34 protein-coding genes are annotated in these 24,181 nt (G+C 34.6%); 27 read left to right on the top strand and 7 right to left on the bottom strand.

What is annotated here, in order from left to right:
* Window position 1 precedes the first annotated feature (1 nt).
* The 4 genes from B5P40_RS12550 to B5P40_RS12535 all read left to right on the top strand — a co-directional run bounded on the left by B5P40_RS12550 (window position 2) and on the right by B5P40_RS12535 (window position 2,470).
* The gene (locus tag B5P40_RS12550; RefSeq protein WP_002067149.1) at window positions 2-1,060 is read left to right on the top strand and encodes an undecaprenyldiphospho-muramoylpentapeptide beta-N-acetylglucosaminyltransferase; all 1,059 of its coding nucleotides are present in this window, start codon (window positions 2-4) and stop codon (window positions 1,058-1,060) included.
* 95 nt (window positions 1,061-1,155) lie between these two features.
* Complete coding sequence (locus B5P40_RS12545; RefSeq protein ID WP_085960924.1) at window positions 1,156-1,398, top strand: DUF3966 domain-containing protein; 243 nt, start codon at window positions 1,156-1,158, stop codon at window positions 1,396-1,398.
* Window positions 1,399-1,495: 97 nt separating this feature from the next.
* Complete coding sequence (locus B5P40_RS12540) at window positions 1,496-1,873, top strand: nucleoside 2-deoxyribosyltransferase (RefSeq protein ID WP_002034029.1); 378 nt, start codon at window positions 1,496-1,498, stop codon at window positions 1,871-1,873.
* Window positions 1,874-1,981: 108 nt separating this feature from the next.
* Window positions 1,982-2,470 carry a hypothetical protein gene (locus B5P40_RS12535; RefSeq protein ID WP_002015119.1) on the top strand — a complete coding sequence of 163 codons (489 nt, stop codon included), beginning with the start codon at window positions 1,982-1,984 and terminating at the stop codon, window positions 2,468-2,470.
* Between the two features lie 36 nt (window positions 2,471-2,506).
* Here the strand turns inward: B5P40_RS12535 and B5P40_RS12530 are convergent, their stop codons facing one another.
* Window positions 2,507-2,818 (bottom strand): hypothetical protein, encoded by a 312-nt coding sequence (locus B5P40_RS12530; protein WP_002129099.1) that lies wholly within the window; start codon window positions 2,816-2,818, stop codon window positions 2,507-2,509.
* 252 nt (window positions 2,819-3,070) lie between these two features.
* Between B5P40_RS12530 and B5P40_RS12525 the strand changes: the two genes are divergently transcribed.
* On the top strand, window positions 3,071-3,286 hold the full coding sequence (locus tag B5P40_RS12525) for a DUF3912 family protein (protein ID WP_002067106.1): 216 nt from the start codon (window positions 3,071-3,073) through the stop codon (window positions 3,284-3,286).
* An 87-nt stretch (window positions 3,287-3,373) separates the two neighbouring features.
* A complete protein-coding gene (locus B5P40_RS12520; protein ID WP_002190672.1) occupies window positions 3,374-3,766 on the top strand; it encodes a hypothetical protein in 393 nt (130 codons plus the stop codon).
* Window positions 3,767-3,846: 80 nt separating this feature from the next.
* On the opposite strand, the gene B5P40_RS12515 is transcribed toward B5P40_RS12520, so the two are convergent.
* The 3 genes from B5P40_RS12515 to B5P40_RS12505 all read right to left on the bottom strand — a co-directional run bounded on the left by B5P40_RS12515 (window position 3,847) and on the right by B5P40_RS12505 (window position 6,567).
* Window positions 3,847-5,241: an L-cystine transporter gene (locus B5P40_RS12515; protein WP_002138338.1), complete on the bottom strand. Its 1,395-nt coding sequence runs from the start codon at window positions 5,239-5,241 to the stop codon at window positions 3,847-3,849.
* A 107-nt stretch (window positions 5,242-5,348) separates the two neighbouring features.
* Complete coding sequence (locus tag B5P40_RS12510; protein WP_002015110.1) at window positions 5,349-5,591, bottom strand: DUF2626 domain-containing protein; 243 nt, start codon at window positions 5,589-5,591, stop codon at window positions 5,349-5,351.
* 280 nt (window positions 5,592-5,871) lie between these two features.
* A complete protein-coding gene (locus B5P40_RS12505) occupies window positions 5,872-6,567 on the bottom strand; it encodes a helix-turn-helix transcriptional regulator (RefSeq protein ID WP_002014995.1) in 696 nt (231 codons plus the stop codon).
* Between the two features lie 205 nt (window positions 6,568-6,772).
* Here B5P40_RS12505 and comGA point away from each other — a divergent pair, with 205 nt between their 5' ends.
* From comGA to B5P40_RS12455, 10 genes are all read left to right on the top strand, one after another.
* Window positions 6,773-7,816 (top strand): competence type IV pilus ATPase ComGA, encoded by a 1,044-nt coding sequence (comGA, locus tag B5P40_RS12500; RefSeq protein WP_113709288.1) that lies wholly within the window; start codon window positions 6,773-6,775, stop codon window positions 7,814-7,816.
* A complete protein-coding gene (comGB, locus tag B5P40_RS12495; protein ID WP_002138336.1) occupies window positions 7,803-8,840 on the top strand; it encodes a competence type IV pilus assembly protein ComGB in 1,038 nt (345 codons plus the stop codon). Before comGA ends, comGB begins: the two co-directional genes overlap by 14 nt.
* 11 nt (window positions 8,841-8,851) lie before the next feature.
* Window positions 8,852-9,151, top strand: coding sequence for a competence type IV pilus major pilin ComGC (gene comGC, locus B5P40_RS12490; protein ID WP_002088623.1), 300 nt, complete (start codon window positions 8,852-8,854; stop codon window positions 9,149-9,151).
* Window positions 9,148-9,603 (top strand): competence type IV pilus minor pilin ComGD, encoded by a 456-nt coding sequence (gene comGD, locus B5P40_RS12485; RefSeq protein WP_002129089.1) that lies wholly within the window; start codon window positions 9,148-9,150, stop codon window positions 9,601-9,603. The genes comGC and comGD overlap by 4 nt, the downstream gene beginning before the upstream one ends.
* Window positions 9,596-9,892: a hypothetical protein gene (locus tag B5P40_RS12480; RefSeq protein ID WP_002088621.1), complete on the top strand. Its 297-nt coding sequence runs from the start codon at window positions 9,596-9,598 to the stop codon at window positions 9,890-9,892. The genes comGD and B5P40_RS12480 overlap by 8 nt, the downstream gene beginning before the upstream one ends.
* Window positions 9,876-10,337 carry a competence type IV pilus minor pilin ComGF gene (gene comGF / locus B5P40_RS12475; protein ID WP_002088620.1) on the top strand — a complete coding sequence of 154 codons (462 nt, stop codon included), beginning with the start codon at window positions 9,876-9,878 and terminating at the stop codon, window positions 10,335-10,337. The genes B5P40_RS12480 and comGF overlap by 17 nt, the downstream gene beginning before the upstream one ends.
* Window positions 10,334-10,705 (top strand): competence type IV pilus minor pilin ComGG, encoded by a 372-nt coding sequence (gene comGG / locus B5P40_RS12470; RefSeq protein ID WP_002167676.1) that lies wholly within the window; start codon window positions 10,334-10,336, stop codon window positions 10,703-10,705. Before comGF ends, comGG begins: the two co-directional genes overlap by 4 nt.
* 174 nt (window positions 10,706-10,879) lie before the next feature.
* Window positions 10,880-11,530, top strand: coding sequence for a 2OG-Fe(II) oxygenase (locus B5P40_RS12465; protein WP_002131210.1), 651 nt, complete (start codon window positions 10,880-10,882; stop codon window positions 11,528-11,530).
* A gap of 151 nt (window positions 11,531-11,681) precedes the next feature.
* Window positions 11,682-12,179: a shikimate kinase gene (locus B5P40_RS12460; protein WP_002167678.1), complete on the top strand. Its 498-nt coding sequence runs from the start codon at window positions 11,682-11,684 to the stop codon at window positions 12,177-12,179.
* Between the two features lie 38 nt (window positions 12,180-12,217).
* Window positions 12,218-12,418, top strand: a complete 201-nt coding sequence (locus tag B5P40_RS12455) for a YqzE family protein (protein WP_002015009.1) — start codon at window positions 12,218-12,220, stop codon at window positions 12,416-12,418.
* A 66-nt stretch (window positions 12,419-12,484) separates the two neighbouring features.
* Here B5P40_RS12455 and B5P40_RS12450 read toward each other — a convergent pair whose 3' ends face one another.
* Entirely contained in the window at window positions 12,485-13,120 is a 636-nt protein-coding gene (locus B5P40_RS12450; RefSeq protein WP_113709287.1) for a VC0807 family protein, read from the bottom strand.
* Between the two features lie 318 nt (window positions 13,121-13,438).
* Between B5P40_RS12450 and B5P40_RS12440 the strand changes: the two genes are divergently transcribed.
* Together B5P40_RS12440 and B5P40_RS33430 are read left to right on the top strand one after the other, a co-directional pair.
* Window positions 13,439-13,666: a hypothetical protein gene (locus B5P40_RS12440; protein ID WP_000032698.1), complete on the top strand. Its 228-nt coding sequence runs from the start codon at window positions 13,439-13,441 to the stop codon at window positions 13,664-13,666.
* Between the two features lie 98 nt (window positions 13,667-13,764).
* On the top strand, window positions 13,765-13,896 hold the full coding sequence (locus B5P40_RS33430; protein WP_002129080.1) for a hypothetical protein: 132 nt from the start codon (window positions 13,765-13,767) through the stop codon (window positions 13,894-13,896).
* Between the two features lie 49 nt (window positions 13,897-13,945).
* Here the strand turns inward: B5P40_RS33430 and B5P40_RS12435 are convergent, their stop codons facing one another.
* Together B5P40_RS12435 and B5P40_RS12430 are read right to left on the bottom strand one after the other, a co-directional pair.
* Entirely contained in the window at window positions 13,946-14,740 is a 795-nt protein-coding gene (locus B5P40_RS12435) for a YqhG family protein (RefSeq protein WP_002088611.1), read from the bottom strand.
* Window positions 14,727-16,409, bottom strand: a complete 1,683-nt coding sequence (locus B5P40_RS12430) for a DEAD/DEAH box helicase (RefSeq protein WP_002015016.1) — start codon at window positions 16,407-16,409, stop codon at window positions 14,727-14,729. The genes B5P40_RS12435 and B5P40_RS12430 overlap by 14 nt, the downstream gene beginning before the upstream one ends.
* Window positions 16,410-16,800: 391 nt before the next feature.
* On the opposite strand from B5P40_RS12430, the gene gcvT reads away from it, so the two are divergent.
* The 9 genes from gcvT to B5P40_RS12385 all read left to right on the top strand — a co-directional run bounded on the left by gcvT (window position 16,801) and on the right by B5P40_RS12385 (window position 24,152).
* Window positions 16,801-17,901 (top strand): glycine cleavage system aminomethyltransferase GcvT, encoded by a 1,101-nt coding sequence (gcvT, locus tag B5P40_RS12425; RefSeq protein WP_002034013.1) that lies wholly within the window; start codon window positions 16,801-16,803, stop codon window positions 17,899-17,901.
* Between the two features lie 20 nt (window positions 17,902-17,921).
* A complete protein-coding gene (gene gcvPA, locus B5P40_RS12420; protein WP_113709286.1) occupies window positions 17,922-19,265 on the top strand; it encodes an aminomethyl-transferring glycine dehydrogenase subunit 1 in 1,344 nt (447 codons plus the stop codon).
* Window positions 19,262-20,737, top strand: a complete 1,476-nt coding sequence (gene gcvPB, locus B5P40_RS12415) for an aminomethyl-transferring glycine dehydrogenase subunit 2 (protein WP_002122485.1) — start codon at window positions 19,262-19,264, stop codon at window positions 20,735-20,737. Before gcvPA ends, gcvPB begins: the two co-directional genes overlap by 4 nt.
* 284 nt (window positions 20,738-21,021) lie before the next feature.
* Complete coding sequence (locus B5P40_RS12410) at window positions 21,022-21,225, top strand: DUF3929 family protein (RefSeq protein WP_000262495.1); 204 nt, start codon at window positions 21,022-21,024, stop codon at window positions 21,223-21,225.
* 70 nt (window positions 21,226-21,295) lie between these two features.
* Complete coding sequence (locus B5P40_RS12405) at window positions 21,296-21,487, top strand: hypothetical protein (RefSeq protein WP_002088608.1); 192 nt, start codon at window positions 21,296-21,298, stop codon at window positions 21,485-21,487.
* A gap of 118 nt (window positions 21,488-21,605) precedes the next feature.
* Complete coding sequence (locus B5P40_RS12400; RefSeq protein ID WP_085312337.1) at window positions 21,606-21,980, top strand: GntR family transcriptional regulator; 375 nt, start codon at window positions 21,606-21,608, stop codon at window positions 21,978-21,980.
* Between the two features lie 3 nt (window positions 21,981-21,983).
* Window positions 21,984-22,856: an ABC transporter ATP-binding protein gene (locus B5P40_RS12395; RefSeq protein WP_113709285.1), complete on the top strand. Its 873-nt coding sequence runs from the start codon at window positions 21,984-21,986 to the stop codon at window positions 22,854-22,856.
* Window positions 22,837-23,505 (top strand): ABC-2 transporter permease, encoded by a 669-nt coding sequence (locus tag B5P40_RS12390; protein WP_098632765.1) that lies wholly within the window; start codon window positions 22,837-22,839, stop codon window positions 23,503-23,505. The genes B5P40_RS12395 and B5P40_RS12390 overlap by 20 nt, the downstream gene beginning before the upstream one ends.
* 14 nt (window positions 23,506-23,519) lie before the next feature.
* Window positions 23,520-24,152: an ABC-2 transporter permease gene (locus tag B5P40_RS12385; RefSeq protein WP_002145766.1), complete on the top strand. Its 633-nt coding sequence runs from the start codon at window positions 23,520-23,522 to the stop codon at window positions 24,150-24,152.
* Window positions 24,153-24,181 lie beyond the last annotated feature (29 nt).

Raw genomic sequence — 24,181 nt, 5'->3', positions numbered from 1 at the left:
TATGAAAAAAATAGTCTTTACAGGTGGCGGTTCGGCCGGGCATGTAACACCTAATTTAGCAATTATTCCACATTTACAAAAGCAGAACTGGGATATCTCTTATATTGGTTCTCATCAAGGGATTGAGAAAACGATTATAGAAAAAGAAGGAATCCCATACCATAGTATTGCAAGCGGGAAGCTACGTCGTTATTTTGATTTGAAAAATATAAAAGATCCTTTTCTCGTGATGAAGGGTGTTATGGATGCGTACGTAACAATTCGTAAACTAAAACCGGATGTTATTTTTTCAAAAGGTGGTTTCGTATCCGTACCAGTCGTAATAGGAGGGTGGCTAAATAGGGTGCCAGTTTTATTACATGAATCTGATATGACACCTGGACTAGCAAATAAAATTGCGCTCCGTTTTGCCTCGAAAATATTTGTTACATTTGAAGAAGCAGCGAAACATTTACCGAAAGAAAAAGTAATATATACAGGATCGCCTGTACGTGAAGACGTACTAAGAGGAAATCTTGAAAAAGGTTTAAAGTTTCTAGGGTTTTCCCGGAAGAAATCAGTTATTACTGTTATGGGAGGAAGTTTAGGCGCAAAGAAAATTAATGAAACGGTTCGATCGGCACTTCCAGATCTTCTGAAAAATTATCAAATTGTGCATCTTTGCGGAAAAGGAAATCTTGATGAATCCTTACAAAATAAAGAAGGATATAGACAATTTGAATATGTACATGAAGAGTTGCCGGATATATTAGCAGCAACAGATTTTGTTATTTCACGTGCGGGATCCAACGCGATTTTTGAATTTTTAACAATGCAAAAGCCGATGGTTTTAATTCCGTTATCGAAATTTGCAAGCCGTGGAGATCAAATTTTAAATGCTGAATCCTTTAAAAGACAAGGGTATGCATCGGTATTATATGAAGAGGATGTAACGGTGAACTCACTTATAAAGCATATAGAAGAGCTATCTCATAATAATGAGACGTATAAAACAGCATTAAAAAAATATAATGGAAAAGAAGCGATTAAAACTATCATTCAACATATTTCAGAGGCATGATTAAACAATCATGTCTTTTTTAGTAGGATGAAAGATTCCAAGAATTGATATTTTTATGTTACAATAACAAATGGTTAATAGGGAAATTCCAATTGATTAAGCGTGAAAATACGAATGGATTAGGAGTGACTGTGTTGGAGCTAAGTCTCTATGAAAATACTGCACTTATTATATGCTTTGTGTTGTACGTTGGTAGTGTTATTGTTTATATTTCACGGAAATTTTCACAAGAACGAGAGCTTGAAAAATCAGAAATAACAGCTGAACTAGAAATGTTAGCTGATGAAAGTTATAAAAAACAAAAAATAAAAGAAGATCATGAGGCACCCCATCATTGAAACGCAAATAAGTTCTAAGGATGGGGATTTTTTTTGAAAAAATCCCATTAACGCTAAAAAAGGAGTTTCCCCATACATATTTAAGGAGTGAATATAAATGAAATTTTATATTGCTTCAGGATTTCAAAATAAACATCTTGTTCGTTTCGTATCAAGCCAGTTGAAAGAAGTGGGATGGCAGCATACATATGATTGGACGAAAAATGAAAGAGCAACCAATAGAGAACAATTGCAAAAGATTGGTGAAGAAGAACAAGAAGCGATACGAGAAGCTGATGTTTTCTTACTCATACTAGAGGGTGGGAATGGAAGTCATACAGAATTAGGGATGGCAATTGCTTTAGAAAAGAAAATTTATATATATCACAAGGGCAATGAGTTGCAAACGACATTCTACCATTTACGAGAAGTTGATATTTTCGAAGGAGAAATTGAGGGGCTTGTCTCATATATATTAAATAAAGTGGAATGTTAGACGTGGGAATGCAGCGAGAAATATTTCTTGCAAAAAAAGAGTGAAGGTTACCATTAGGCTATTTTGGGCACAGTTATTATAAGTAAAGCATATAAAGGAGTTATAAATATGAAATTAGAAAATGGATGGGAAACAAGTTTTTTAGAGGTTGTACAAAACAGTGAATTTAAGAAAGATGCAATTCTTAGTCAATTGCTTTTTGCGGATAGTGAAGAAGTAGAAGAGCTTGTTGATGATTACGGTTATGAAGAGATTATTGAACGCGAACATGATGATGAGTTAGCAGGAATTTTAGGAGAAGAACTTTTCAGTGAGCTGGAGCGAAACGTATTCTTATCTCCACAGCCAGAAGAAAAACTTATTTCATTCGTAAATGGATTAGGTTTTCATGTGTTAGATTGGATTGTGCTTCTTGAAACAGAATTTGGCATTGATAGCGCAAACTTCACATCGGATGCAGTGAAAATGTTAGAAAAGCGCTTTAGACAGTTTCCCTATATAGAAGAGAAGACAATTTTTGATATGACGTTTGAAGAAGCGATGGATGTATTAGAATCTGTTACAGGATTACAGCTGAAGGGGAAAATGAACGTATAATGAAAAAGAACGTGATAGCTTCACGTTCTTTTTTTTTTACATAATAATAATTTTATCATCTAGCTTTGTTTGTCCAGTAAGAAGTGCATTTAAATACTCTACTTTTCGTATGCAAGCTTGTATATGTCTTTCAACCTCTTGTAACTCTGCTTGGTGATGCGTTTCAATTGGATGAATTTGTACGTTAAATTTTTCGAATTGACTACTATATGTTATTTCTGCATAGCCGCTCATAATATCGGTTTCGTTATGAAATAAAAATTGCTTCGTTTCTTCACAGAATGATACATCCTGAAAGCCATATACTTTTAATGCTTCAATTACTTTGTTAATCATGTTTGTATTCATTTTTTAACCCTCTTTACGAAGTTCTACTTTTATATTATAACATAAAAAATTACGTAGAAAGCGCTTCCAAGTGTATTTTATTATAAACTTTACGTTTCAATCATAAAAATGAAACAAAGAAAAAATAATTGTAAAGAAGGAAGGACTCTTTTATTGTTTCGTCATATATATAGAGAAATAGTGCAATGAAAGGAAATTTTCCGAGGTGGAGATTGTATTTCCAATTTGAGCGCAGTAAAAGAGGTGAGAATCTTGAACTTTGATATTGTAGGACAAAAAGCATATATAAAAGATGGGCCGCATCGGAACCGAATTGGAACTGTAAAGAAAAATGAAAAACAATTAGAATCCCATTTTGCTATTGTAATTGGAGAACAAAGTATTGATGTAGAGCTAAAGGATATCGTGTTAGTTGGAGTAGATGTAGGACAATTTCATAAATGGTGCGAGCAAAATGGTTATTTGTGAAAGGGACGGGCTGTGAGATAATGAAATATATTTGAGAAAAGAGAATATGTTATTATATTCTCTTTTTCTATGTGTGGGGATACGGAAATGAAGTATAAAGAACAAGAGTTTACATTGGAGTTGAAAGAGAACATTAAAGGTATGGAAAAGGAAATCGAGCGAATATCACTTGGATTTTTTAAAGCGTATTCGCATTTATACATAGGGAAAAATATGAAATTAGATATGGGATTTGAAAGAGAAAAAGAGAATCCCTTTGAAATAGGATATTATTCATCAGTTTCTATAGCGATATTAGATGAAGAAGGAGAGATGATTGAATTTTACATTATTCCAATTTGGAGATGCGAAAATACTTTTTTAGGGATGCCAACTCAGTCGAGAGTTTGGGGGAGTAAGAAAGTAGGGGAACTTGTTGATGAATCTTGTTATGAGATTGAGGAAGAGTTAAAAGAGCAACTAGAAGAATACTTGGAGTGATAACTTTCAAGAGAAGATGTATAGAGATGGAACATAATAAAAAAGACGCTAACAGTATAAATTGTTAGCGTCCTTTTTTATTATGAAGCAATCTCACCAGTTTTTACATCATCTTGATTGTACGTATCCTGATCTAATTCACCAAGCCATTTACTAGAAATAAGACCAGCTGTCATAGAACCACTTACGTTAAGAGCTGTACGACCCATATCGATTAATGGTTCAACTGAGATAACAAGAGCGACAATGCCGATTGGTAAGTTCATTGTAGATAGTACGATTAACGCTGCGAATGTTGCACCGCCACCAACACCGGCAACACCGAATGAGCTAATAGCAACGACAGCGATTAAAGTTAAAATGAATTGTGGTTGTAATGGATCAATTCCTACAGTTGGAGCGACCATCATAGCAAGCATTGCTGGATAAATACCTGCGCAACCGTTTTGACCGATAGATACCCCAAAGGATGCAGCGAAGTTAGCGATTCCTTCAGAAATACCAAGCTTTTCTTTTTGAGCTTCAATATTTAATGGCATTGCACCAGCACTAGAGCGAGATGTAAATGCAAATGTTAATACAGGGAACACTTTTTTCAAATATTGAATTGGATTTAAACCAGATAATGCGATTAATAATAAGTGAATGATAAACATTACGATAAGAGCTACGTAAGATGCTAACACGAAGTTACCAAGTTTTAAAATAGCGTTAATATCGCTACCAGCAACTGTCTTTGCCATAAGAGCTAATACGCCGTATGGAGTAAGACGTAAAATTAATGTTACCATACGCATTACGATTGCATATACAGCATCAAGCATTTTCTTAAATAGCTCTGCTTGTTCTGGATATTTTCGTTTTACACCTATAAAGGCAATCCCGATAAAGGCTGCAAATATTACAACAGAAATTGTTGATGTTGGACGAGCACCTGTTAAATCAAGAAAAGGATTCGTAGGCAACAGTTCTAACAATTTGTCTGGAATTGTTGTCTTTTCAATAGAAGTAAATCTTTCTTCTACTAATTTCAGACGAGCAGATTCTGCATCACCTTGTTGTAATCCTGTTGCTGATACATCAAATCCTGCGCTTGCAGCTATACCGACAGCTGCGGCAATTCCTGTAGTAAGAATTAAAATTCCGATAATAAGACCACTGATTTTACCAAGGTTTTTCGTTAATTGTAATTTTGTAAATGCTGAAATAATAGATACTAAAATAAGTGGCATAACGATCATTTGAAGTAATTTCACATAACCGTTACCAATTAAACTAAACCAGGTATTTGATTCGATAATTACTTTAGAAGTAGGTTCATAAATAAATTGTAATATAAGACCAAAGATAATTCCGACTCCTAAAGCAGTAAATACACGTTTATTAAAAGATACATGCTTACGTTGCATATAATACAATACGCCAACTAAAATGAGCATGACTGTGATGTTAATCCCGACAAGCAGTGTATTCATGTTGATTCCCCCTAATTCCAATGTGTTATATAGAATATAAGGTAATAAAACCTATAAGTCAACTAGGGAATTGCGGAATTAAAAAAAAGATGGCAATTTGCCATCTCTTAATGCCCAGCTCCAGGGACAAGTAAAAATGTTGTGTACCATGTAAATCCGATGAAGAAAACGGTTAAATATGCCCCGAATACGTATATATACATACGCTCTGTTAATTTTAAATAACTTAAAAGTACGAAGAATCCTGTTTGTCCTAAAAATAGTAGTGCGGTCGAATGCATATCCCCTACGTAAAACATAACCGAGAAAATTCCAGTCCAAAAGCCGAGAACGCGAAACATGCGCTCCATGCCATCTCCCTCCTTTTCTAAAAAAAGTAAAACCTCTTTTCATTATAGTTTATTTTTCTAACTATTGTAAATATTCATTCATATAAAAAGAAGCCAATTATAATATTGACTTCTTCTTAGTTGAAAAACTAAATTTGAACTTTATCCCGCTATTTGTGGGCAGTAAAACTCCCACCTCAAAATTCGGCAAAATGCGAGGAAGTTAGGTGGGAGATAACTGCCCGTAAAAGCCCGATTGGTGCGGGCTAATAATCAGTGGGGGAAGAACACCCCTCACTGATTAAAGTTTCACTTTATAGTTACAAGATTTGCATCCATCTAGTAGACTATCGTTTCGTGTTAATTCCACGTTCGGGAATAGGATTTCAAAAATCCCCTTCATCATATCTCCGTGCATATTACAAATTTCAGTCGGATGATGCGCAGCAACTTCTTTAAATGGACAATTGTGTACATCATAGAAAATTTTTGTGCCATCTGTACTTAATTCAAAAGCAGGAGATAAGCCAGCTGTTGAGAATGCTTCTTTTGCGATTAGCATTTTTTGTTCTATCGTCAATGCTTCTGCACTTACATTTAAGCGATGCATATGTTGTTGCATTAATTCTTTGCCGAATTGTTTCCCTGTTTCATATAGCGCTTTTTCACCAGCACTACCTAAGCTTAGCAGTGAATTAAATGCTATCTGCGCTAATAATTGATAATCGCGAAATGGGAATTGTAACTGGATGACATCTTGAGACAAGACGTATAGCCTGCTTGGTCTGCCGCCTTTCCCAGTTTTTTTTGTTTCTGATTTGAGCATATTAACATCTTCTAATTTAGATAAATGTAAACGCGCTACGTTTGGATGAATGTTAAACTCATCTGCAATTTCTTGTACAGTTACGTAATTATGTTTTTGCGAAATATATTTATAAATATAATAACGAGTAGGGTCAGATAATACACCTGTAATTTTTAAAGCTTGTTCCATGAGGATCTCCACCTTTATCACTTTATCCAAGATATTAACATTATAATACAGATAAACTTCTATATAGGTAATTTCAGACAATAATTCGGAAATTGTTCATAATTTCACAAACATATTTTTCCTTTTTCTCTTAGTGAAAATACAAAATCTCTAATTTTTCTTGTGCATTTTTTTATGATATATACATAGTGAGGAGGGAAACTTGATGAATAGTGTCGAGCTTTTTGCAAATATGATTATGAAAGAAGCTTGTAGGGTGCGAGCATCGGACTTACATATTGTGCCCAGGCAGAAGGATGTGGCGATTCAATTACGTATTGGAAAAGATTTAATTACGAAACGGTGTATTGAGAAAGAATTTGGAGAAAAGCTTGTTTCACACTTTAAATTTTTAGCATCAATGGATATAGGAGAGAGGAGAAAACCTCAAAATGGTTCGTTGTACTTACAAATTGATGGACAAGAAGTGTATTTACGCCTTTCAACACTTCCAACAGTACATCAAGAAAGTCTCGTTATTCGCCTCCATTTACAAGCATCTGTACAGCCACTGTCTCATCTTTCGTTATTTCCAAGTTCAGCGGAAAAATTACTCTCTTTTTTAAAGCATTCTCATGGGTTACTCGTATTTACTGGGCCAACTGGTTCTGGAAAAACAACAACAATGTATGCGTTATTAGAAGTAGCTAGAAAATGGCAAACACGTCGCATTATTACACTGGAAGATCCAGTTGAGCAAAGAAAAGACGGTTTATTACAAATTCAAATAAATGAAAAAGCTGGTATCACATATAAAACGGGATTAAAGGCTATTTTGCGTCATGATCCAGATATTATTTTAGTTGGCGAAATTCGTGATGAAGAAACAGCAAAAGTAGCTGTAAGGGCCAGTTTGACGGGACATTTAGTAATGACAACCTTGCATACAAATGATGCGAAAGGAGCGATACTGCGATTTATGGATTATGGTATTACAAGGCAAGAAATTGAACAATCATTATTAGCAGTAGCTGCTCAGCGGCTCGTCGAATTAAAATGTCCATTTTGCAGAGGGAAGTGTGCAACTTTGTGTAAATCAATGAGGAAAGTGAGACAGGCAAGCATTTATGAACTGTTATATGGATATGAATTAAAACAAGCGATTAAAGAAGCAAGTGGAGAACATGTTACGTATCACTATAAAACGTTGGAAGCGTCGGTTCGAAAAGGGTATGCTTTAGGCTTTTTAGAAGAAGATGTATATGTTTAAGAGAAAATGGAGTTTAAGTGATCAAGCATTATTATGTAAAAGATTAAGTGATTTATTAGAGAAAGGTTACTCACTTTTGCAGGCGTTGGAATTTTTGCAGTTGCAACTACCATTAGGGAAGAAATTACAGTTACAGCGTATGATCGAGGGATTGAAAAATGGACAAAGTTTGCACGCTTCTTTTCACCAATTAATGTTTCACTCTGAGATGTTAAGTTATTTGTTTTATGCAGAGCGACATGGTGACATTTCTTTTGCTTTGCAACAAGGGAGCGTACTTCTTTACAAGAAAGATAAATATAGGAAAGATATGATGAAAGTAATGCGATATCCTATGTTTTTATCATTTTTTTTAATGATTATGCTTTCTGTTTTTAACCTCATTTTATTGCCTCAGTTTGAAATGATGTATAGTTCTTTACGTTCTACAGCACCACCACTTACGGAGCAAATTTTAGTTGCAATTAAATTATTACCCTACTTCATTTATATGATTGTTCTTATCGTTATAACGGGATTTAGTATATATATATTTTATTTCCGAAAACTTCCGCCTACTCAAAAGGTAAAGATTATGATCCGTATTCCCCTTATGAAAACATTTCTTATTTTAAATCATTCGCATTATTTTTCCACTCAATTAAGTGGTTTATTACACGGTGGATTGTCGGTACACGAAGCATTAACAATAATGATGAAGCAAAAGTATCATCCGTTCTTTCAGTATGAAGCAGACCGAATTGAGCGGCAATTAATTGCAGGAGAACCGTTACAATCTATTATTGATAAAAGCGGTTATTACGAGAAAGAACTTTCTTATATCATTACGCATGGACAAGCAAACGGTAATTTAGCAAATGAGCTTGGTGATTACAGTGAGCTCATTATTGAAAAGGTAGAACAAAAAATTAAACGTATGTTATTTGTGATTCAACCCATTTTATTTACATGTCTTGGGGTTATAGTCATTTTGATGTACTTAGCGATGATTATGCCGATGTTTCAAATGATGAATTCTATATAGGGGGCATTTACATGCAGAATGAGGAGGGTTTTACTCTTTTAGAAATGTTATTAGTTATGGTTGTCATAACTGTATTATTACTATTAATTATTCCAAATGTAGTTACACAGCGCTCATCCGTCCAAGGAAAAGGATGTGCAGCCTATGTGAAATCTATAGAAGCACAAATACAAGCATATCACTTGCAACATAATAAGATTCCATCAATAGAGGAACTTGAAACAGGAAAGTATATTACTTCAAAAACTTGCCCGAAAGGTGAACCAATCCATATTTCCGATGATGGTACGGTATCAGCTGGGAAATCGTGAAGCAAAAAGGTTTTACTCTTTTAGAAATGCTACTTGTCTTATTTGCTATTTCTGTACTGAGTGTTGTTACGCATTTTAACGTTACTTCATTACATGAAAAACAAAAAGTTGAGCAGTTTTTGAAACAGTTTTCAAATGATATTTTGTATATGCAGCAGTTGGCGATTAAGCGTCAACAACATTATACGTTACGCTGGTTTAAAGGGAAACAGATGTATTATATTTCGGAATCGGAGACAGACCTTTTAATTGTTAAGAGAGAATATGATAAAGATGTCCAAATGGATTTGCATACCTTTCCAAATCCAATGACATATAATCCGAGCGGGAATATTAATAGGGGTGGTACGATTTTACTTTCCTATCGAGGGTATAAATATGAGATTGTATTTCAGCTTGGAAGAGGGAGATTTACGTATCGTGAAGTGTCAAAAAGGATCAGTAATGGTTGAAATGGTTGTAGCGTTAAGTTTAATAATGATGGCGGCATCGTTATTGCTCCCGCAAACATTATTAATTATGCAAGAAAGAAAAAATATAAAAATGAGCTATAAAGCATTAATATTATTAAAAAAAGAAGCGGCCTTATTTAAGTATGAGAATGAGGAAAAGCGAGTAAAAGAGCAAGTCATAAAAGGAATTGTATATTACACATATTGGAGAGGAGATGAAGTTTGTACGATGTGGAAAGATATGAGAGGAAAAGCGATGGAGCAATGCCTTTATGCAAAGGAAAAATAAAAAAGAAGCGGGATTTACATTAATAGAAATGATTGCATGTTTGTTGCTTTTATCAATGTTCTTTTTACTTTTACCGCGTCTTCATATTATGGGGATAGAAAATACACATTCAAAAGGATTAAATGACTGGGAGTGGGATGTGTTTTTAGGACAAATGCAATTAGAGTTTCGTGAAGTATTAAGTGGGAGGAAGATAGAGCTAGAAAACGGTGGGAATATTTTACGCTTCCAACTTCGTAATGGTGATCAGGTGACGTATGAAAAGTTGAATAGTAATTTAATAAGAAAAGTAAATATGCGCGGAAGGGAATTTATATTACAAAGGATTGAAGCGATTTCGTATAAATTAACACCTCATTTGTTATATATATATGTGAAAGATATAAGTGGTGAAATATATGAAGGCGTGGCTGTGCGCTATAGTGAAATTGAGATAGAAACATGAGAAAACAAGATGGATTTGCAATGCCAGGAACAATTATTTTTCTTATTTTATTCATTTCTTTTTTGATGTACGAAACGAATATGTTACTTTCGGATAAAAAATTTTATTCTGAAATAGAACAAAGTTTTTTCATGGAGGAACTTGTTGATCGCGCTATTTCAGATATAAAAAGAGAGTTACAGCAAAAAGAAAAAGAGGATGTTTTTTTATTTCAGTATGAAAGAGGAGAAGTGAGTGGAAAGTACGTCTTTGAAAATGATGTTATTATCATTTCGTTGCAATGTGTTACAAAACAGAGAGTTTTCTATACAGTGAGCTTTCGGTATAGGGAAAAGGATAATAAAATATTTGATTGGGTAGAAGGATAATATGTAAAATATATGGAGAAGAACCATGAGTTTCTATTGTGGAGGGAGTCAATTTCTTTGAGGAAAGGGATAAGAATAATGGTCAAAAGTTTAAATTTTCTCAAAAAAGAGAAAGGTAGAAAGAATATGATATATTCATGCTATCCAATCATTTTTTTCTAGGGAGATAAGGAAATGACAAATAACAATCAAATAGGTGAAAATAAGGAACAAACTATTTTTGATCATAAAGGAAATACGATTATGACAGAGGATAGGGAAATACAAATTATTTCAAAATTCGAAGAACCTCTTATTGTCGTATTAGCAAATGTATTAAGTGATGAAGAGTGCGATGAATTAATTGAATTGTCTAAAAGTAAGATGGAACGTTCTAAAGTTGGTTCATCACGTGATGTAAATGATATTCGAACAAGTAGTGGTGCATTTTTGGAAGAGAATGAACTAACTTCGAAGATTGAAAAACGAATTTCATCTATCACGAATGTTCCTGTAGCGCATGGAGAAGGATTGCACATTTTAAATTATGAAGTAGATCAAGAATATAAAGCGCACTATGATTATTTTGCGGAACATAGTAGATCAGCTGCTAATAATCGTATAAGTACTCTTGTGATGTACTTAAATGATGTAGAAGAAGGCGGAGAAACATTCTTTCCGAAATTAAATCTTTCTGTACACCCTAGAAAGGGAATGGCAGTATACTTTGAGTACTTTTATCAAGATCAATCACTAAATGAGCTTACGTTACATGGAGGGGCACCTGTTACGAAGGGCGAGAAATGGATTGCAACGCAGTGGGTGAGAAGAGGTACTTATAAGTAAAAGTGAGCCAGCTTGTTTGATTACGAGAAAATAGTGAGTATGTTACGTTTTGTTCTTCATAGTATAAGAAGAACAAAACGTTTTTTTATTAAATAAAGTAACATCTTTCGTTATAATAACAAATAATAACGGATGATTGAGAGGAACGAAAATGAAATCTATATACATAACCGGCTATATGGGAGTCGGGAAAACAACAATTGGAAAAGCGTTAAGTAAAGAACTCCATATGGAAGTTGTAGATACAGATCAAAAAATCGAAGAGCAGAAAGAGAAAGAGATTCGGTATATTTTTGCAGAAGAAGGCGAAATGGCTTTTCGTGAATATGAAAGTGAAATGTTACGTTCATTACCGGTTCAGAATGTAATTATGACAACTGGTGGAGGGATTATTGAACGAGAGGAAAATCGAAAGTGGATGAAGGAAAATGGAACTGTTGTGTATTTATATTGCGATCCACATGTAATTGCAGAAAGGCTTCGTGAAGATACGACACGTCCACTATTTCAGAAGAAAGATATAGATGCATTTATAACGAAATTTGAATCGCGCCGAGCTTATTATGAAGAGGCTGATATTCATATCGATACGACAAATAAGTCGGTAAAGCAAATTATGAATGAATTAAAGCAAAAGATTAATGAATAAAAAAGTGGACATACTAATCAAGTAGAGGTGATGATAATATGTCTACTAATGATTATGTACGCTTTGTGACACAGCAATTTGTGTCATATATGGATGCTCCAAAAGAGGATCGAAAACAACAGAAACAACAACGTCGTGCGGAGAAAGAGCCATTCTTAAATAAATGGTTTGGTGTTATGCCACTGAGCGCTGCTTTGTTTTATCGAAATGTAAAAAATAAAAGAAAAAAATCAAGCTAACTTTTTCGTAATATGTCTGGCAAAATAAAGATCCCCTAGTGCAACAAGCTGCTAGGGGATCTTTATTTATTGTTGCACAGATTCTTTTTCTTCAGTAACCGCATGTATCTTATTATTTACCCATACAAACCCTATTCCGATGCAAATAGAAATACCCCAGCCAGCAGCGGTCATAATAGCTCTCATTTCACCATATCCATCTACACCGAAAACAGAGATGAAATAGATTTTCAAGAAGCTTTTTAATATAAATTGAAGGCCGAAAAATAGTGTTAAATATTGCAGTGCTGGATATATACGACTATCACGATAAAGCTCACGACTTTTATCACGATCATGACCTTGCAGTGCTGAAATATCCGCTGCGAAATATAACATAAGTGGTTTTTTTATAAAGATTGTACATATAACGATGCAGCCAAGTACGATATGATAATATGCATCATTCCATAGCATTCGTTCCGCTGATCCAGATATTAAGTCTACCGTTGTATTAGAAATGAGTGTAATTAAAATAAAGAACCCTGTAACGTTAAACTGTTTTTCTTTTTTAAAGGTATACAGTGTATAAATAATCCCCGGAACAGAGGAAATTAACATTGCGTAATAAGGATCGATATAAGGTTTTGCAAATTTCCAAATGAGGAATGGGAATACGAGATAAAAGACAAGATCTAATATAGCTTTTTTATTTTGATTCATACAAATCCTCCTTAAGTCATACATATATTTTATAATATAATTTCTGAAAATTGTATAAGGTTTAATAAAAAAAAGAAAAGTAGATGATTAGTAGATTAAAAAAATTGTCCCTAGCGTAGTAAGTTTTTTTAGTATATAATAAAGGAAACGCTTTCATTTTTTTGATTTGTTCACAAAATGGATGGAAAATCACATATTTACTATTGATATGTTACTTTATAATGAAACTAATTAAATATACATGCATACAATATTGTGAAATAAATAACATAAATAATCTATATAAATGTAAACGTTATCAAAAGAGAGGTGGAGACAATGAGTAAATTTTTCTTCAATCATAATCCAGCAACATTAGAGGATGGAAGACTGGTTAAGTATGCTGAAATTATTTATGGAGAAGGTGGCCGTTCTGTATTAGAAAATTTAATGGTGAAGGCATCTATCAGATTACGTGATCGTTATCCGAATAAATCTGACGAACAGATCTCGAACCTCGTAAATCAAGGCATCCATGATATGTTTCAAAAATACGTGAATGAGTAAGAGCAGCTACTGGCTGCTCTTATTTTTTTGTATAAGGATTGTGCCTCTAGCTGAAAATAAAGATGCATTTTGAAACATGCAAAAAGGAGGCGAAAAAGATGAGTAATGGAATTGGTCGTTCAAAAGAGAATCTTCCAACTGATGCAAACCATGTAAGTGCAAAGGATCGTGCATATCAGAAACGTATGACAGAGAAAAAACAGCAAGGGCGTAATGAAGATAGAGAATAGGCTGGGAACATATCTTAAAAGAAGCTCCTTCAATCTGAAGGAGCTTTCTTTAAGATAGAAAATGATTTGCGGTAACATAAAAGAGACCACCGTTTATAATTTGTATTGTAATGCGTGGTTCGTATTGTTCTTGTAATGCTTGCTTTTCAATTTCATAGCTTTCTGGAAGTTCATCGCTATCTTCGTAAAATCGATTTAAAAGGTCTAAATCGTGATTCCAACGCACTCTCGCTTCTTTTGCCCACGTGTGGTCATCTTCAGCGATTATACTTTTTAAAGCATCCTCTATACGTTGTAAGCCACTTTGTGGCTTAATGATAGGTGAGAGGGTAAAACAAAAGTCAGGTATTTTCGGTGTGAGTTTGATCTCTGCTAAAGTGTCATGAAAGTTTGCAATCATTGTCCCGGAAATAAGATGAATACCGATGGAATGAAGTATGTCTTTTTTTCGGTCGCATTGATAAGATACTTTTATATTTACACCAAGCCAAGGATGAAGGGGGGTATGAGTTGCCCCGCTATGTTTCACTTCCTCATATAAACGTATGTATGAACCTAGTTCTTTTGTTGTTTCAAATATTTGATGCAAACGGGGTGAACCGTAATGAATAAGTTCACCGTCGTTTTCTTCGTTTTCTGGATTTGTAATAAGAGTAAGGCGCATCGGGTTCGGAACGCCTCCTGTTTTTTCAAGATAGTGCCAATAGAAAGGGCGGTTCATTAATAATTTATCCATTTCAATTGTTAACTGCACGTCTAATAGGTGAGGGGAACGTTCTAAAATTTCGCAGTTATTCGCCTCAAAAAAGTTATATAAGTAATTATGAATTTCATTTTGCTGCATAGTCTTGCACCTCTGCTTCATTGCGCTTCGCAAAATCGATAATAGATGTTAAATTTTCCATCTTGATTCGAATTTCACCTTCGCTTTTTGACTGCGCGAAAATTTCTTGAATATGCGCATCAATATTTTTCATGTTGATTCTCGTTAAAATTTCATCGAGTTCACCGATTACACGTTCAAATAAATTAATTTTTTCATATAGTAGTTTTAAAATGTGCTCTTCAACAGTGTGCTTTGTTGCTAAGTTATAAATATGAACATCATTTTTTTGTCCAAGACGGTGAATACGTCCAATCCTTTGCTCGAGTCGCATTGGATTCCACGGTAAGTCGTAATTAATCATATGGCTACAAAATTGTAAGTTAATTCCTTCACCACCAGCTTCGGTCGCAATTAATACTTGGGCATGATTTTGGAAAAGCTCCTTCATCCAATCTTTCTTCCCGCGCTTAAATCCACCGCGAAATGGAACAGAGGAAATGCCATGTTGTTGTAAGAACCATTGTAAATACATTTGTGAAGCTCTATATTCAGTGAAGATAATGACTTTATCGTCAACTTCTTTTATAAGCTCTAGTGCTTTATTTGCTTTGGAGTTGAACGGAATATGATTAATTTTGTCCATCAGCACATCAATATGTGGGTCCTTTATGTAGTGCTCATTTTCTTTCTGTCTTTTTTCTACATGTTTTTTTAGTGAATAGTAAACAGCTTCACGACTACTACATGCTTCCCGTTTTAAAGTTAAGGATGAGAAAGCAGATGTGACGGCATCTTGTCCACGCCAATTTTCAATTTCATTATACAAAGCTTGTTCTTCTTCATTGAATTCAACGAAGATTGTTCGTACATGCCTCTTCGGCCAATCAATGCCAGTGTTATTGCGTCTATTTCGAACCATTACTTTATTGATAAGAGCTTTTAAATCTTCATCGGATTCAGTGGAACGATTTTTGGAAGCGTAATATTCTTCAAAATTAGATTGATTGCCTAAATGACCTGGTTTTAATAAAGAAACGAGGTTGAAGATTTCATCGATTTTATTTTGAACAGGAGTTGCAGTTAGTAATAAACAAAACTTCTTTTTTAATCGCTGTGCAAATTCATAGTTTTTTGTTTTATTATTTTTTAGTTTATGTGCTTCATCGATAATAATAAGGTCATACTCTAGGTTTAAAACGATATCGCGATGCGGTGAACGTTTCGCAGTATCGATTGATGAAACGATGACATCAGCTTGTTCCCAAGAATAACTTTTCTTTTGAGCGACCGCAGGAATAAAAAATTTTGTGTTTAGTTCATACGCCCACTGAGATACGAGAGAAGCTGGAACGAGAATGAGTACCTTTTTTACAAGTCCTCGAACCATATATTCTTTTAAAATAAGTCCAGCTTCAATCGTTTTTCCAAGTCCGACTTCGTCTGCTAGAATCGCTTTACCATTCATTTGTTCAATAACATTTTGAGCGACCTCTAATTGATGTGGAAGCGGCGTGAAATGTGATAAATGTTTCGGTGCTTGCAATCCATCAAAAGTAGGGACGAGTAACGATTTCTCTGTTTTATAAGCTAAATGATATAAATCCCAATTTGTCCAAGGACCATCTTCATCAATTCTTTTTAAAAAATTGTTTTGCCACGTTCGATCTACGGAAATATCGACATTCATTAAGACTCTCCCACCTTTTATAAACTAAAGTGATTATTTAAAAAATCTTTATTATAAGCCTCGTAATAAGGCGCTATCACAATTACTAAAAGTTAAAGAATAGGCAATGATAAAGGGCTAAATTTCAAAATTTGTATTTAATAAGATTAAGAATGAAAAATTCTAAATTATTTTTTATGCTAGAATATTGATGAAATATAGCGAATAATGTTAGGATAATGGTGTGAAATGTGTGGAATCTTTCGTATTTTATCCAAGAAAGTAACTTTTTATTTACGCTTTCATAAAAAAATATACTGAGATTCCGTATAACCTTATCTTTTCAGAATGAAAATGTTTAGATATGGGAAGCAACTTTTATTGATTTGTCAGAGCATAAGGGGGAAAGAGCATGATTACATTACAACGTACACCGTTATTTGATGTATACGCGAAGTATGGTGGGAAAACAGTCGACTTCGGTGGTTGGGAATTACCAGTTCAATTTTCAAGCATTAAAGAGGAACATGAAGCTGTACGTACAGGAGCAGGTTTGTTCGATGTATCTCATATGGGAGAAGTAGAGGTAAAAGGTGTAGATAGTTTAGCATTTTTACAACGTGTTGTTACAAATGACGTATCTACCTTAAAGGTAGGGGGCGCACAATATACAGCTATGTGCTATGAAAATGGTGGCACAGTAGATGACTTATTAATCTACAAACGTGGTGAAGAAGACTATTTATTAGTAATCAATGCATCAAATATCGAGAAAGATTACGAATGGTTAGCTAGCCATGTAATTGGCGATGCGAAAGTAGTCAATGTTTCTAGTGAAGTTGCGCAGCTTGCAATTCAAGGACCAAAAGCAGAAGGCATTTTACAAAAAGTTGTGTCAGAAGATTTGAAAGAAATTAAGTTCTTTAAATTTAAAAATAATATTCTTGTAGATGGAATTCCTGCACTTGTATCTCGTACAGGTTACACAGGTGAAGATGGATTCGAAATTTACTGTAAGAGTGAAGATGCAGCAAAACTTTGGGAGAAACTTCTTGAAGTGGGAGCAGAAGAGGGCTTAAAACCATGTGGCTTAGGTGCTCGTGATACACTTCGCTTCGAAGCAACACTTCCGTTATACGGACAAGAGTTATCAAAAGATATTACACCGATTGAAGCGGGAATTGGCTTTGCGGTAAAACCAAATAAAGAAGCAGATTTCTTTGGAAAAGAAACGTTAAAAGAGCAAAAAGAAAACGGTGCATCTCGTAAATTAGTCGGCATCGAAGTAATCGAACGCGGTATTCCTCGTACGCATTACCCTGTATTTATAGGAGAAGAAAAAATCGGGGAAGTAACGAGTGGTACACAATCTCCAACGTTAAAGAAAAGCATTGGTTTAGCACTAATTGATGTAAAATACGCAGCAGTTGATACAGAAGTAGAAATTGAAATTCGTAATAAACGCGTCAAAGCAGTAGTTGTTCCAACACCATTTTATAAACGTTCAAAGTAACGGGGAGAGGGGTAGATTTCATGTTGCATCGTTATCTTCCAATGACAGAAGAAGACAAAAAAGAAATGTTACAAACGATCGGCGTTCAAACGATCGACGAATTATTCTCTGATATTCCAGAGAGTGTTCGTTTTAAAGGGGATTTAAAAATTAAAGAAGCAAAATCAGAGCCAGAGCTTTTAAAAGAGTTATCTCAAATGGCTAGTAAAAATGCTAATTTAAAAGAATATGCTTCTTTCTTAGGAGCAGGTGTATACGATCATTACGCTCCAGTAATTGTTGATCATGTTATTTCTCGTTCAGAGTTTTATACAGCTTACACACCATACCAACCAGAAATTTCACAAGGGGAATTACAAGCAATTTTTGAATTCCAAACAATGATTTGTGAATTAACAGGAATGGATGTAGCGAACTCTTCTATGTATGACGGAGGTACAGCTTTAGCTGAAGCGGCAATGCTAGCAGCTGGTCATACTCGCAAAAAGAAAATTCTTGTATCTAAGGCAGTTCATCCAGAATCAAGAGCAGTACTTGAAACATATGCAAAAGGTCAAAATCTTGAAGTTGTTGAAATTGATCATAAAAACGGTGTAACAGATTTAGAAGTATTACAAAGTGAAGTAGATGATACAGTTGCTTGTGTAATCGTTCAATACCCAAACTTCTTCGGACAAGTGGAAAAGTTAGCTGATATCGAAAAAATCGTTCATCAACAAAAATCATTATTTATCGTTTCTTCAAATCCATTATCATTAGGCGCATTAACACCGCCAGGAAAATTCGGTGCTGATGTTGTAATCGGTGATGCACAACCATTCGGTATCCCAACGCAGTTTGGTGGACCGCACTGTGGTTACTTTGCAACAACGAAAGCATTTATGCGTAAAATTCCAGGACGTCTTGTCGGACAAACTATAGATTCAGATGGTAAACGTGGATTTGTATTAACGTTACAAGCACGTGAACAGCATATTCGTCGTGATAAAGCGACGTCTAACATTTGTTCAAACCAAGCGTTAAATGCATTAGCAGCTTCTGTTGCAATGACGGCACTTGGCAAACAAGGTGTAAAAGAAATGGCACGTCAAAATATTTCTAAAGCACAATATGCAAAACGTCAATTTGAAGCGAAAGGTTTCACAGTAACGTTCGCTGGACCATTCTTTAATGAATTTGTTGTAGATTGTAAACGTCCAGTTAAAGAAATAAATGATGTATTAATACAAAAGAATATTATCGGTGGTTACGACCTAGGCCGTGATTATAAAGAGCATGAAGACCATATGCTTGTAGCGGTAACAGAGCTTCGTACAAAAGAGGAAATTGACACACTTGTAAACGAAATGGGGGCTATCCAATGAAGAACCAAGACCAAGCACTTATTTTTGAAGTGACTAAAGAAGGACGCGTAGGATATAGCTTACCCAAATTAGATGTAGAAGAAGTAAAATTAGAAGATGTGTTTGAGAGTGATTATATTCGAGTAGAAGATGCAGAGCTTCCAGAAGTATCTGAACTTGATATTATGCGCCATTACACAGCGCTTTCAAACCGTAACCACGGTGTAGATTCTGGATTCTATCCACTTGGGTCTTGTACGATGAAATATAATCCGAAAATTAATGAAAACGTAGCTCGTTTCGCAGGCTTTGCAAATATTCATCCACTTCAAGATGAAAAAACAGTGCAAGGTGCAATGGAATTAATGTATGACTTACAAGAACATTTAATTGAAATTACAGGTATGGATACTGTTACGTTACAACCAGCAGCTGGTGCACACGGAGAATGGACAGGATTAATGTTGATTCGTGCATATCATGAAGCGAACGGTGACTTTAACCGTACGAAAGTAATTGTTCCTGACTCTGCTCACGGAACAAACCCGGCGTCTGCAACAGTAGCTGGTTTTGAAACAATTACGGTGAAATCAAATGAACATGGTCTTGTTGACTTAGATGATTTAAAACGTGTTGTAAACGAAGAAACAGCAGCACTTATGTTAACAAATCCAAATACATTAGGCCTATTCGAAGAAAATATTTTAGAAATGGCAGAAATCGTCCATAACGCAGGCGGTAAATTATACTATGATGGTGCAAACTTAAATGCGGTATTAAGCCAAGCACGCCCAGGAGATATGGGATTTGACGTTGTGCATTTAAATCTTCATAAAACATTTACAGGTCCGCATGGCGGCGGTGGCCCAGGTTCTGGTCCAGTAGGTGTGAAAGCTGATTTAATTCCGTACTTACCAAAACCGATTTTAGAGAAAACAGAAAATGGCTATCACTTCAACTATGATCGTCCAGAAGCAATTGGGCGTGTGAAACCATTCTATGGTAACTTCGGAATTAACGTTCGTGCATACACATATATTCGTTCTATGGGTCCAGATGGCTTGCGTGCAGTAACTGAGTATGCTGTATTAAATGCGAACTATATGATGAGAAGATTAGCACCATTCTATGATCTTCCGTTCGATAGACATTGCAAGCATGAATTTGTATTATCAGGTCGTCGTCAAAAGAAACTTGGTGTACGTACATTAGATATTGCAAAACGTCTGCTTGATTTCGGTTACCATCCACCAACAATTTACTTCCCATTAAATGTGGAAGAATGTATTATGATTGAGCCAACAGAAACAGAATCAAAAGAAACATTAGATGGTTTCATTGATAAGATGATTCAAATTGCTAAAGAGGTAGAAGAAAATCCAGAAGTTGTACAAGAAGCACCACATACAACAGTAATAAAACGTTTAGATGAAACATTGGCTGCTCGTAAACCAGTTTTACGTTATGAAAAGCTAGCACCTGTACAAGTGTGATTGGAAAAAAAAGAACTCGCTACATGCGGGTTCTTTTTTTTGCAAAATTGGTGTGGCTAGAATGAAAAAAATGTTAAAAATTTATATTTTTTGTTTCATATTGCTGTAAAGATGCGGTTTTATAGGTGATTTTGTTGAAAAAGTCGGTTTGATAAAAGTATTTATTTTTGTTAGAATTTTATTGAAATTAAGAAGATGTGATGAGGTAGAAATTACTCATTTTTATGTATATGTGAAAAAACGAGCAAGACGGGGGTGAAAGCGTGGGATATCGATGTTATAGAATGGTATACCATTTAGAAAATGGAGAAACAATTAAAGATGTAAAAGAATTTTGTTACCGAGACCAAGGGAAAGTGTTAGAAAGAGTAGCGCACCGTGTAATGGATAATAGAGAAGTGACAGCGATTGATAAACAAGGAACAATCATTTCAATAGCGTGTGAGGACATTGTAAAGGTAGAACTTGATTACATAACAGAAAGTTAACCTTGAGTCATATCGAATTATTCGATACAATATACTGTTGAATGGTGAAGAGAGAAGAGAGGAGTTTATCATGGGTAATACACGACACTTTTATATGTTTATTTTAGCGTTTGTTCTTGTTGTGGCGTTAACGATTTATTTAATTGTTGATAGCAGCTGGTACAATACAGTTCATCCAGCATTCCTTCTTTTTATGTATGTAGGAATTGCGGTTGTTAGTTTCGGAATGAGAGACGAAATGTTAGATCGCTTTGAAAAGTGATACATATACGAAAGACCAACAGGAAAATGTTGGTCTTTTTTTCTTGCCAAAAATAGGATGGTGTGTATATACTGTGTATATAAGGTATATACAGTATATACACACACTGGAGGAAAACATGAATATTATTATTTCGAATTCTTCCCAAGACCCTATTTATGTGCAAATAAGAAAACAATTAAGCCAGCTTATTTTAAATGGTGGTTTAAAGGGTGGAGACCAATTACCGTCTATTCGTAGCTTAGCGAAGGAATTACAAGTTAGTGTAATTACAACGAAGCGTGCGTACGAGGAGCTTGAAAAAGAAGGATATATAGAAACTGTTGCTGGGAAGGGGACTTATGTTTCACGTAAAAATAATGAACTACTAAAAGAACAGCGGCTACGTCTATTGGAAAGTAAAGCGGAAGAGATTGTGAATGAAAGTAAAGCGTTGCAGCTTTCACTGGAAGAGTTGCAACAAATGATTGCGTGTTTATACGAGGGGGAATAAGAGATGTTAGAGCTAAAAAACGTTTGTAAAACTTATCAAGATTTCTCAGTGAAAAATGTAAGTTTTACATTGCCACGTGGATATATTATGGGATTTATCGGACCGAATGGAGCTGGGAAAAGTACGACGATCAAAATGATTATGAATTTAATTAGAAAAGATAGTGGCGATATAAAAATTTTTGGTAAGGACAATAAGAAAGCTGAAAAAGAAATAAAACAAAATATCGGTTTTGTATATGATGAAAATCATTATTACGAAGATTTAACGTGTGAGCAAATGAAACGGATTATTGCACCGTTATATAAAAAATGGGACGAAAAGCAGTATCAATCGTATATGCAGAGATTACAAGTTCCAACGTATAAAAAGATTAAAGAGTTATCCAAGGGGATGAAAATGAAATTTGCGATTGCAATCGCACTTTCACACCATGCGGAATTCATTATTATGGATGAACCAACAGCAGGGTTAGATCCAGTTGTTCGAAGTGAATTGCTTGATATGCTGCAAGAAATTGTGATGGAGGATGAAGTATCTGTCTTATTTTCCACACACATTACTACAGACTTAGAACGCATCGCGGATTACATTACGTTCATCAATGATGGAGAAATTATATTTACTGGTGAGAAAGATGAATTAATGGAGAACTACGTAATCGTAAAGGGAAGCAATGATTTATTAGATCGAGAAGGAAAAGAACTATTTGTTGGATTACGAAAAAATAAGTTTGGTTTCGAAGGTTTAGCGAAGGATAAACAAGCAATTGTAGACTGGTTTGGAAATGAGGTTGTACTAGAAAAGCCTAAATTAGATGACATCATCGTATACACTGCGAAAGGGAGAGGTGCCTATGCGTCAGCTCATATATAAAGATTTGTTCTTTTTTCGGGTAACGTGGTTAGTGAATTTTGTTATGCCTCTTTTGTTATTTATGTTAGAGCCAAGTGGTGAATTGTTATTTCCGATGAGTTGTTTATTTATAACCCTTTCCTCGGTTATGACGTTAATCTTTATGGATGAAAGGAATAAAAGTGACATTGTTATAAATAGTTTACCGGTAAGCCGAAAGGATATCATCATTGCTAGATATATTTCCTGTGCAATATTCATTGTTGGTGGCATACTCTCTACGATGTTAGTTGTTTTTCTTATAAGAGGCATTGTGGTTATTGGTGATATCGGTGCCTATCATCCTAATCTATACATTGAAATTCCATGGTATGAAGTAATAAATGGAGCTGTTTACGCCTTGTTTTTTGTTGTGATACTTTTCCCTAGTTATTACGGTACAAAATCGAAGGTAGTAAGAAGTATAATATCAGCAGCATCAATGGGAGTGGGTGTAATTTTTTGGATGTTTATTAGTGATGGGCTGAATGAAACAGCACCTTCATTCATTGAGTGGATTATGAATCCTATGCATATTGGTGTATTTATAGTTGGATTCATTACATTAGTTAGTATTTACATTGCTTCTATGTTTCTTACAATTAAAATTTATGAAACGCGTGATTTATAGAGAGGAGAATTCAGATGCAACAGTTGATTTTGAAGGAGTTTTTCTTACAGAAGAAGATGTTTCCTTTCTATTTTTTAATACCCATTTTATCTATTTTTAAGAATTCCGTCGAACCAATGGGGATTGCAATAGGATTATTTATAACATGTAGTACGATTATATATATTTCTTTTTATTATGACGAGAAAAGTAAAGCAGAAAAAGTATTAGTGAGTTTGCCTATAACACGACAAGAGATAGTTATAGCTAAATATATTTCAAGCACATTATTTATTATGGCTGGTTTGAGTGCAACTTTTATAGTCGTAATATTAAAAAATATTTTGTTGGACAGGGATATAGTTATGCCTGGATATGCAGTGTTTTCAGCAATAGTAGCAACTTTAATTTATTGTGTAGTAACGATACCTACTAATTACATTGGGGGATATAAAGCTATTACTGTCTTGAATGTGATTATGCTTTTTCCTTTAATGGGTATGATTGGTCTTATGTGCAATGTTTTTGGTGATAAAACAATTATGTTAAAAGTACTCCACTCTCAAGAGGCTACACTAGCAATGATTGTTCTTGGTATCGGAGTATTAGTAAGTATAGTCATATCAATGTTTCTCTCAATGAAAATGTTTCAGGAGGCAGAGTTATAGAAGGGACATTTTCATATTAGGAGGGGTAA

The sequence above is a fragment of the Bacillus sp. SRB_8 genome (assembly GCF_003264205.1).
GTDB classification, from domain to species: domain Bacteria; phylum Bacillota; class Bacilli; order Bacillales; family Bacillaceae_G; genus Bacillus_A; species Bacillus_A mycoides.
Note: the sequence above shows the minus strand (reverse complement) of the source record. Positions and strands in the feature narration are given on the sequence as shown.

Excerpts from the sequence above, each read along its gene's own strand:
- B5P40_RS12550 (WP_002067149.1), top strand. The coding sequence starts at position 2 with ATGAAAAAAATAGTCTTTACAGGTGGCGGTTCGGCCGGGCATGTAACA.
- B5P40_RS12540 (WP_002034029.1), top strand. The coding sequence starts at position 1,496 with ATGAAATTTTATATTGCTTCAGGATTTCAAAATAAACATCTTGTTCGT.
- B5P40_RS12535 (WP_002015119.1), top strand. The coding sequence starts at position 1,982 with ATGAAATTAGAAAATGGATGGGAAACAAGTTTTTTAGAGGTTGTACAA.
- B5P40_RS12530 (WP_002129099.1), bottom strand. The coding sequence starts at position 2,818 with ATGAATACAAACATGATTAACAAAGTAATTGAAGCATTAAAAGTATAT.
- B5P40_RS12520 (WP_002190672.1), top strand. The coding sequence starts at position 3,374 with ATGAAGTATAAAGAACAAGAGTTTACATTGGAGTTGAAAGAGAACATT.
- B5P40_RS12515 (WP_002138338.1), bottom strand. The coding sequence starts at position 5,241 with ATGAATACACTGCTTGTCGGGATTAACATCACAGTCATGCTCATTTTA.
- B5P40_RS12510 (WP_002015110.1), bottom strand. The coding sequence starts at position 5,591 with ATGGAGCGCATGTTTCGCGTTCTCGGCTTTTGGACTGGAATTTTCTCG.
- B5P40_RS12505 (WP_002014995.1), bottom strand. The coding sequence starts at position 6,567 with ATGGAACAAGCTTTAAAAATTACAGGTGTATTATCTGACCCTACTCGT.
- comGA (WP_113709288.1), top strand. The coding sequence starts at position 6,773 with ATGAATAGTGTCGAGCTTTTTGCAAATATGATTATGAAAGAAGCTTGT.
- comGB (WP_002138336.1), top strand. The coding sequence starts at position 7,803 with ATGTATATGTTTAAGAGAAAATGGAGTTTAAGTGATCAAGCATTATTA.
- comGC (WP_002088623.1), top strand. The coding sequence starts at position 8,852 with ATGCAGAATGAGGAGGGTTTTACTCTTTTAGAAATGTTATTAGTTATG.
- B5P40_RS12480 (WP_002088621.1), top strand. The coding sequence starts at position 9,596 with ATGGTTGAAATGGTTGTAGCGTTAAGTTTAATAATGATGGCGGCATCG.
- comGF (WP_002088620.1), top strand. The coding sequence starts at position 9,876 with ATGCAAAGGAAAAATAAAAAAGAAGCGGGATTTACATTAATAGAAATG.
- comGG (WP_002167676.1), top strand. The coding sequence starts at position 10,334 with ATGAGAAAACAAGATGGATTTGCAATGCCAGGAACAATTATTTTTCTT.
- B5P40_RS12465 (WP_002131210.1), top strand. The coding sequence starts at position 10,880 with ATGACAAATAACAATCAAATAGGTGAAAATAAGGAACAAACTATTTTT.
- B5P40_RS12460 (WP_002167678.1), top strand. The coding sequence starts at position 11,682 with ATGAAATCTATATACATAACCGGCTATATGGGAGTCGGGAAAACAACA.
- B5P40_RS12455 (WP_002015009.1), top strand. The coding sequence starts at position 12,218 with ATGTCTACTAATGATTATGTACGCTTTGTGACACAGCAATTTGTGTCA.
- B5P40_RS12450 (WP_113709287.1), bottom strand. The coding sequence starts at position 13,120 with ATGAATCAAAATAAAAAAGCTATATTAGATCTTGTCTTTTATCTCGTA.
- B5P40_RS12440 (WP_000032698.1), top strand. The coding sequence starts at position 13,439 with ATGAGTAAATTTTTCTTCAATCATAATCCAGCAACATTAGAGGATGGA.
- B5P40_RS33430 (WP_002129080.1), top strand. The coding sequence starts at position 13,765 with ATGAGTAATGGAATTGGTCGTTCAAAAGAGAATCTTCCAACTGATGCA.
- B5P40_RS12435 (WP_002088611.1), bottom strand. The coding sequence starts at position 14,740 with ATGCAGCAAAATGAAATTCATAATTACTTATATAACTTTTTTGAGGCG.
- B5P40_RS12430 (WP_002015016.1), bottom strand. The coding sequence starts at position 16,409 with ATGAATGTCGATATTTCCGTAGATCGAACGTGGCAAAACAATTTTTTA.
- gcvT (WP_002034013.1), top strand. The coding sequence starts at position 16,801 with ATGATTACATTACAACGTACACCGTTATTTGATGTATACGCGAAGTAT.
- gcvPA (WP_113709286.1), top strand. The coding sequence starts at position 17,922 with ATGTTGCATCGTTATCTTCCAATGACAGAAGAAGACAAAAAAGAAATG.
- gcvPB (WP_002122485.1), top strand. The coding sequence starts at position 19,262 with ATGAAGAACCAAGACCAAGCACTTATTTTTGAAGTGACTAAAGAAGGA.
- B5P40_RS12410 (WP_000262495.1), top strand. The coding sequence starts at position 21,022 with ATGGTATACCATTTAGAAAATGGAGAAACAATTAAAGATGTAAAAGAA.
- B5P40_RS12405 (WP_002088608.1), top strand. The coding sequence starts at position 21,296 with ATGGGTAATACACGACACTTTTATATGTTTATTTTAGCGTTTGTTCTT.
- B5P40_RS12400 (WP_085312337.1), top strand. The coding sequence starts at position 21,606 with ATGAATATTATTATTTCGAATTCTTCCCAAGACCCTATTTATGTGCAA.
- B5P40_RS12395 (WP_113709285.1), top strand. The coding sequence starts at position 21,984 with ATGTTAGAGCTAAAAAACGTTTGTAAAACTTATCAAGATTTCTCAGTG.
- B5P40_RS12390 (WP_098632765.1), top strand. The coding sequence starts at position 22,837 with ATGCGTCAGCTCATATATAAAGATTTGTTCTTTTTTCGGGTAACGTGG.
- B5P40_RS12385 (WP_002145766.1), top strand. The coding sequence starts at position 23,520 with ATGCAACAGTTGATTTTGAAGGAGTTTTTCTTACAGAAGAAGATGTTT.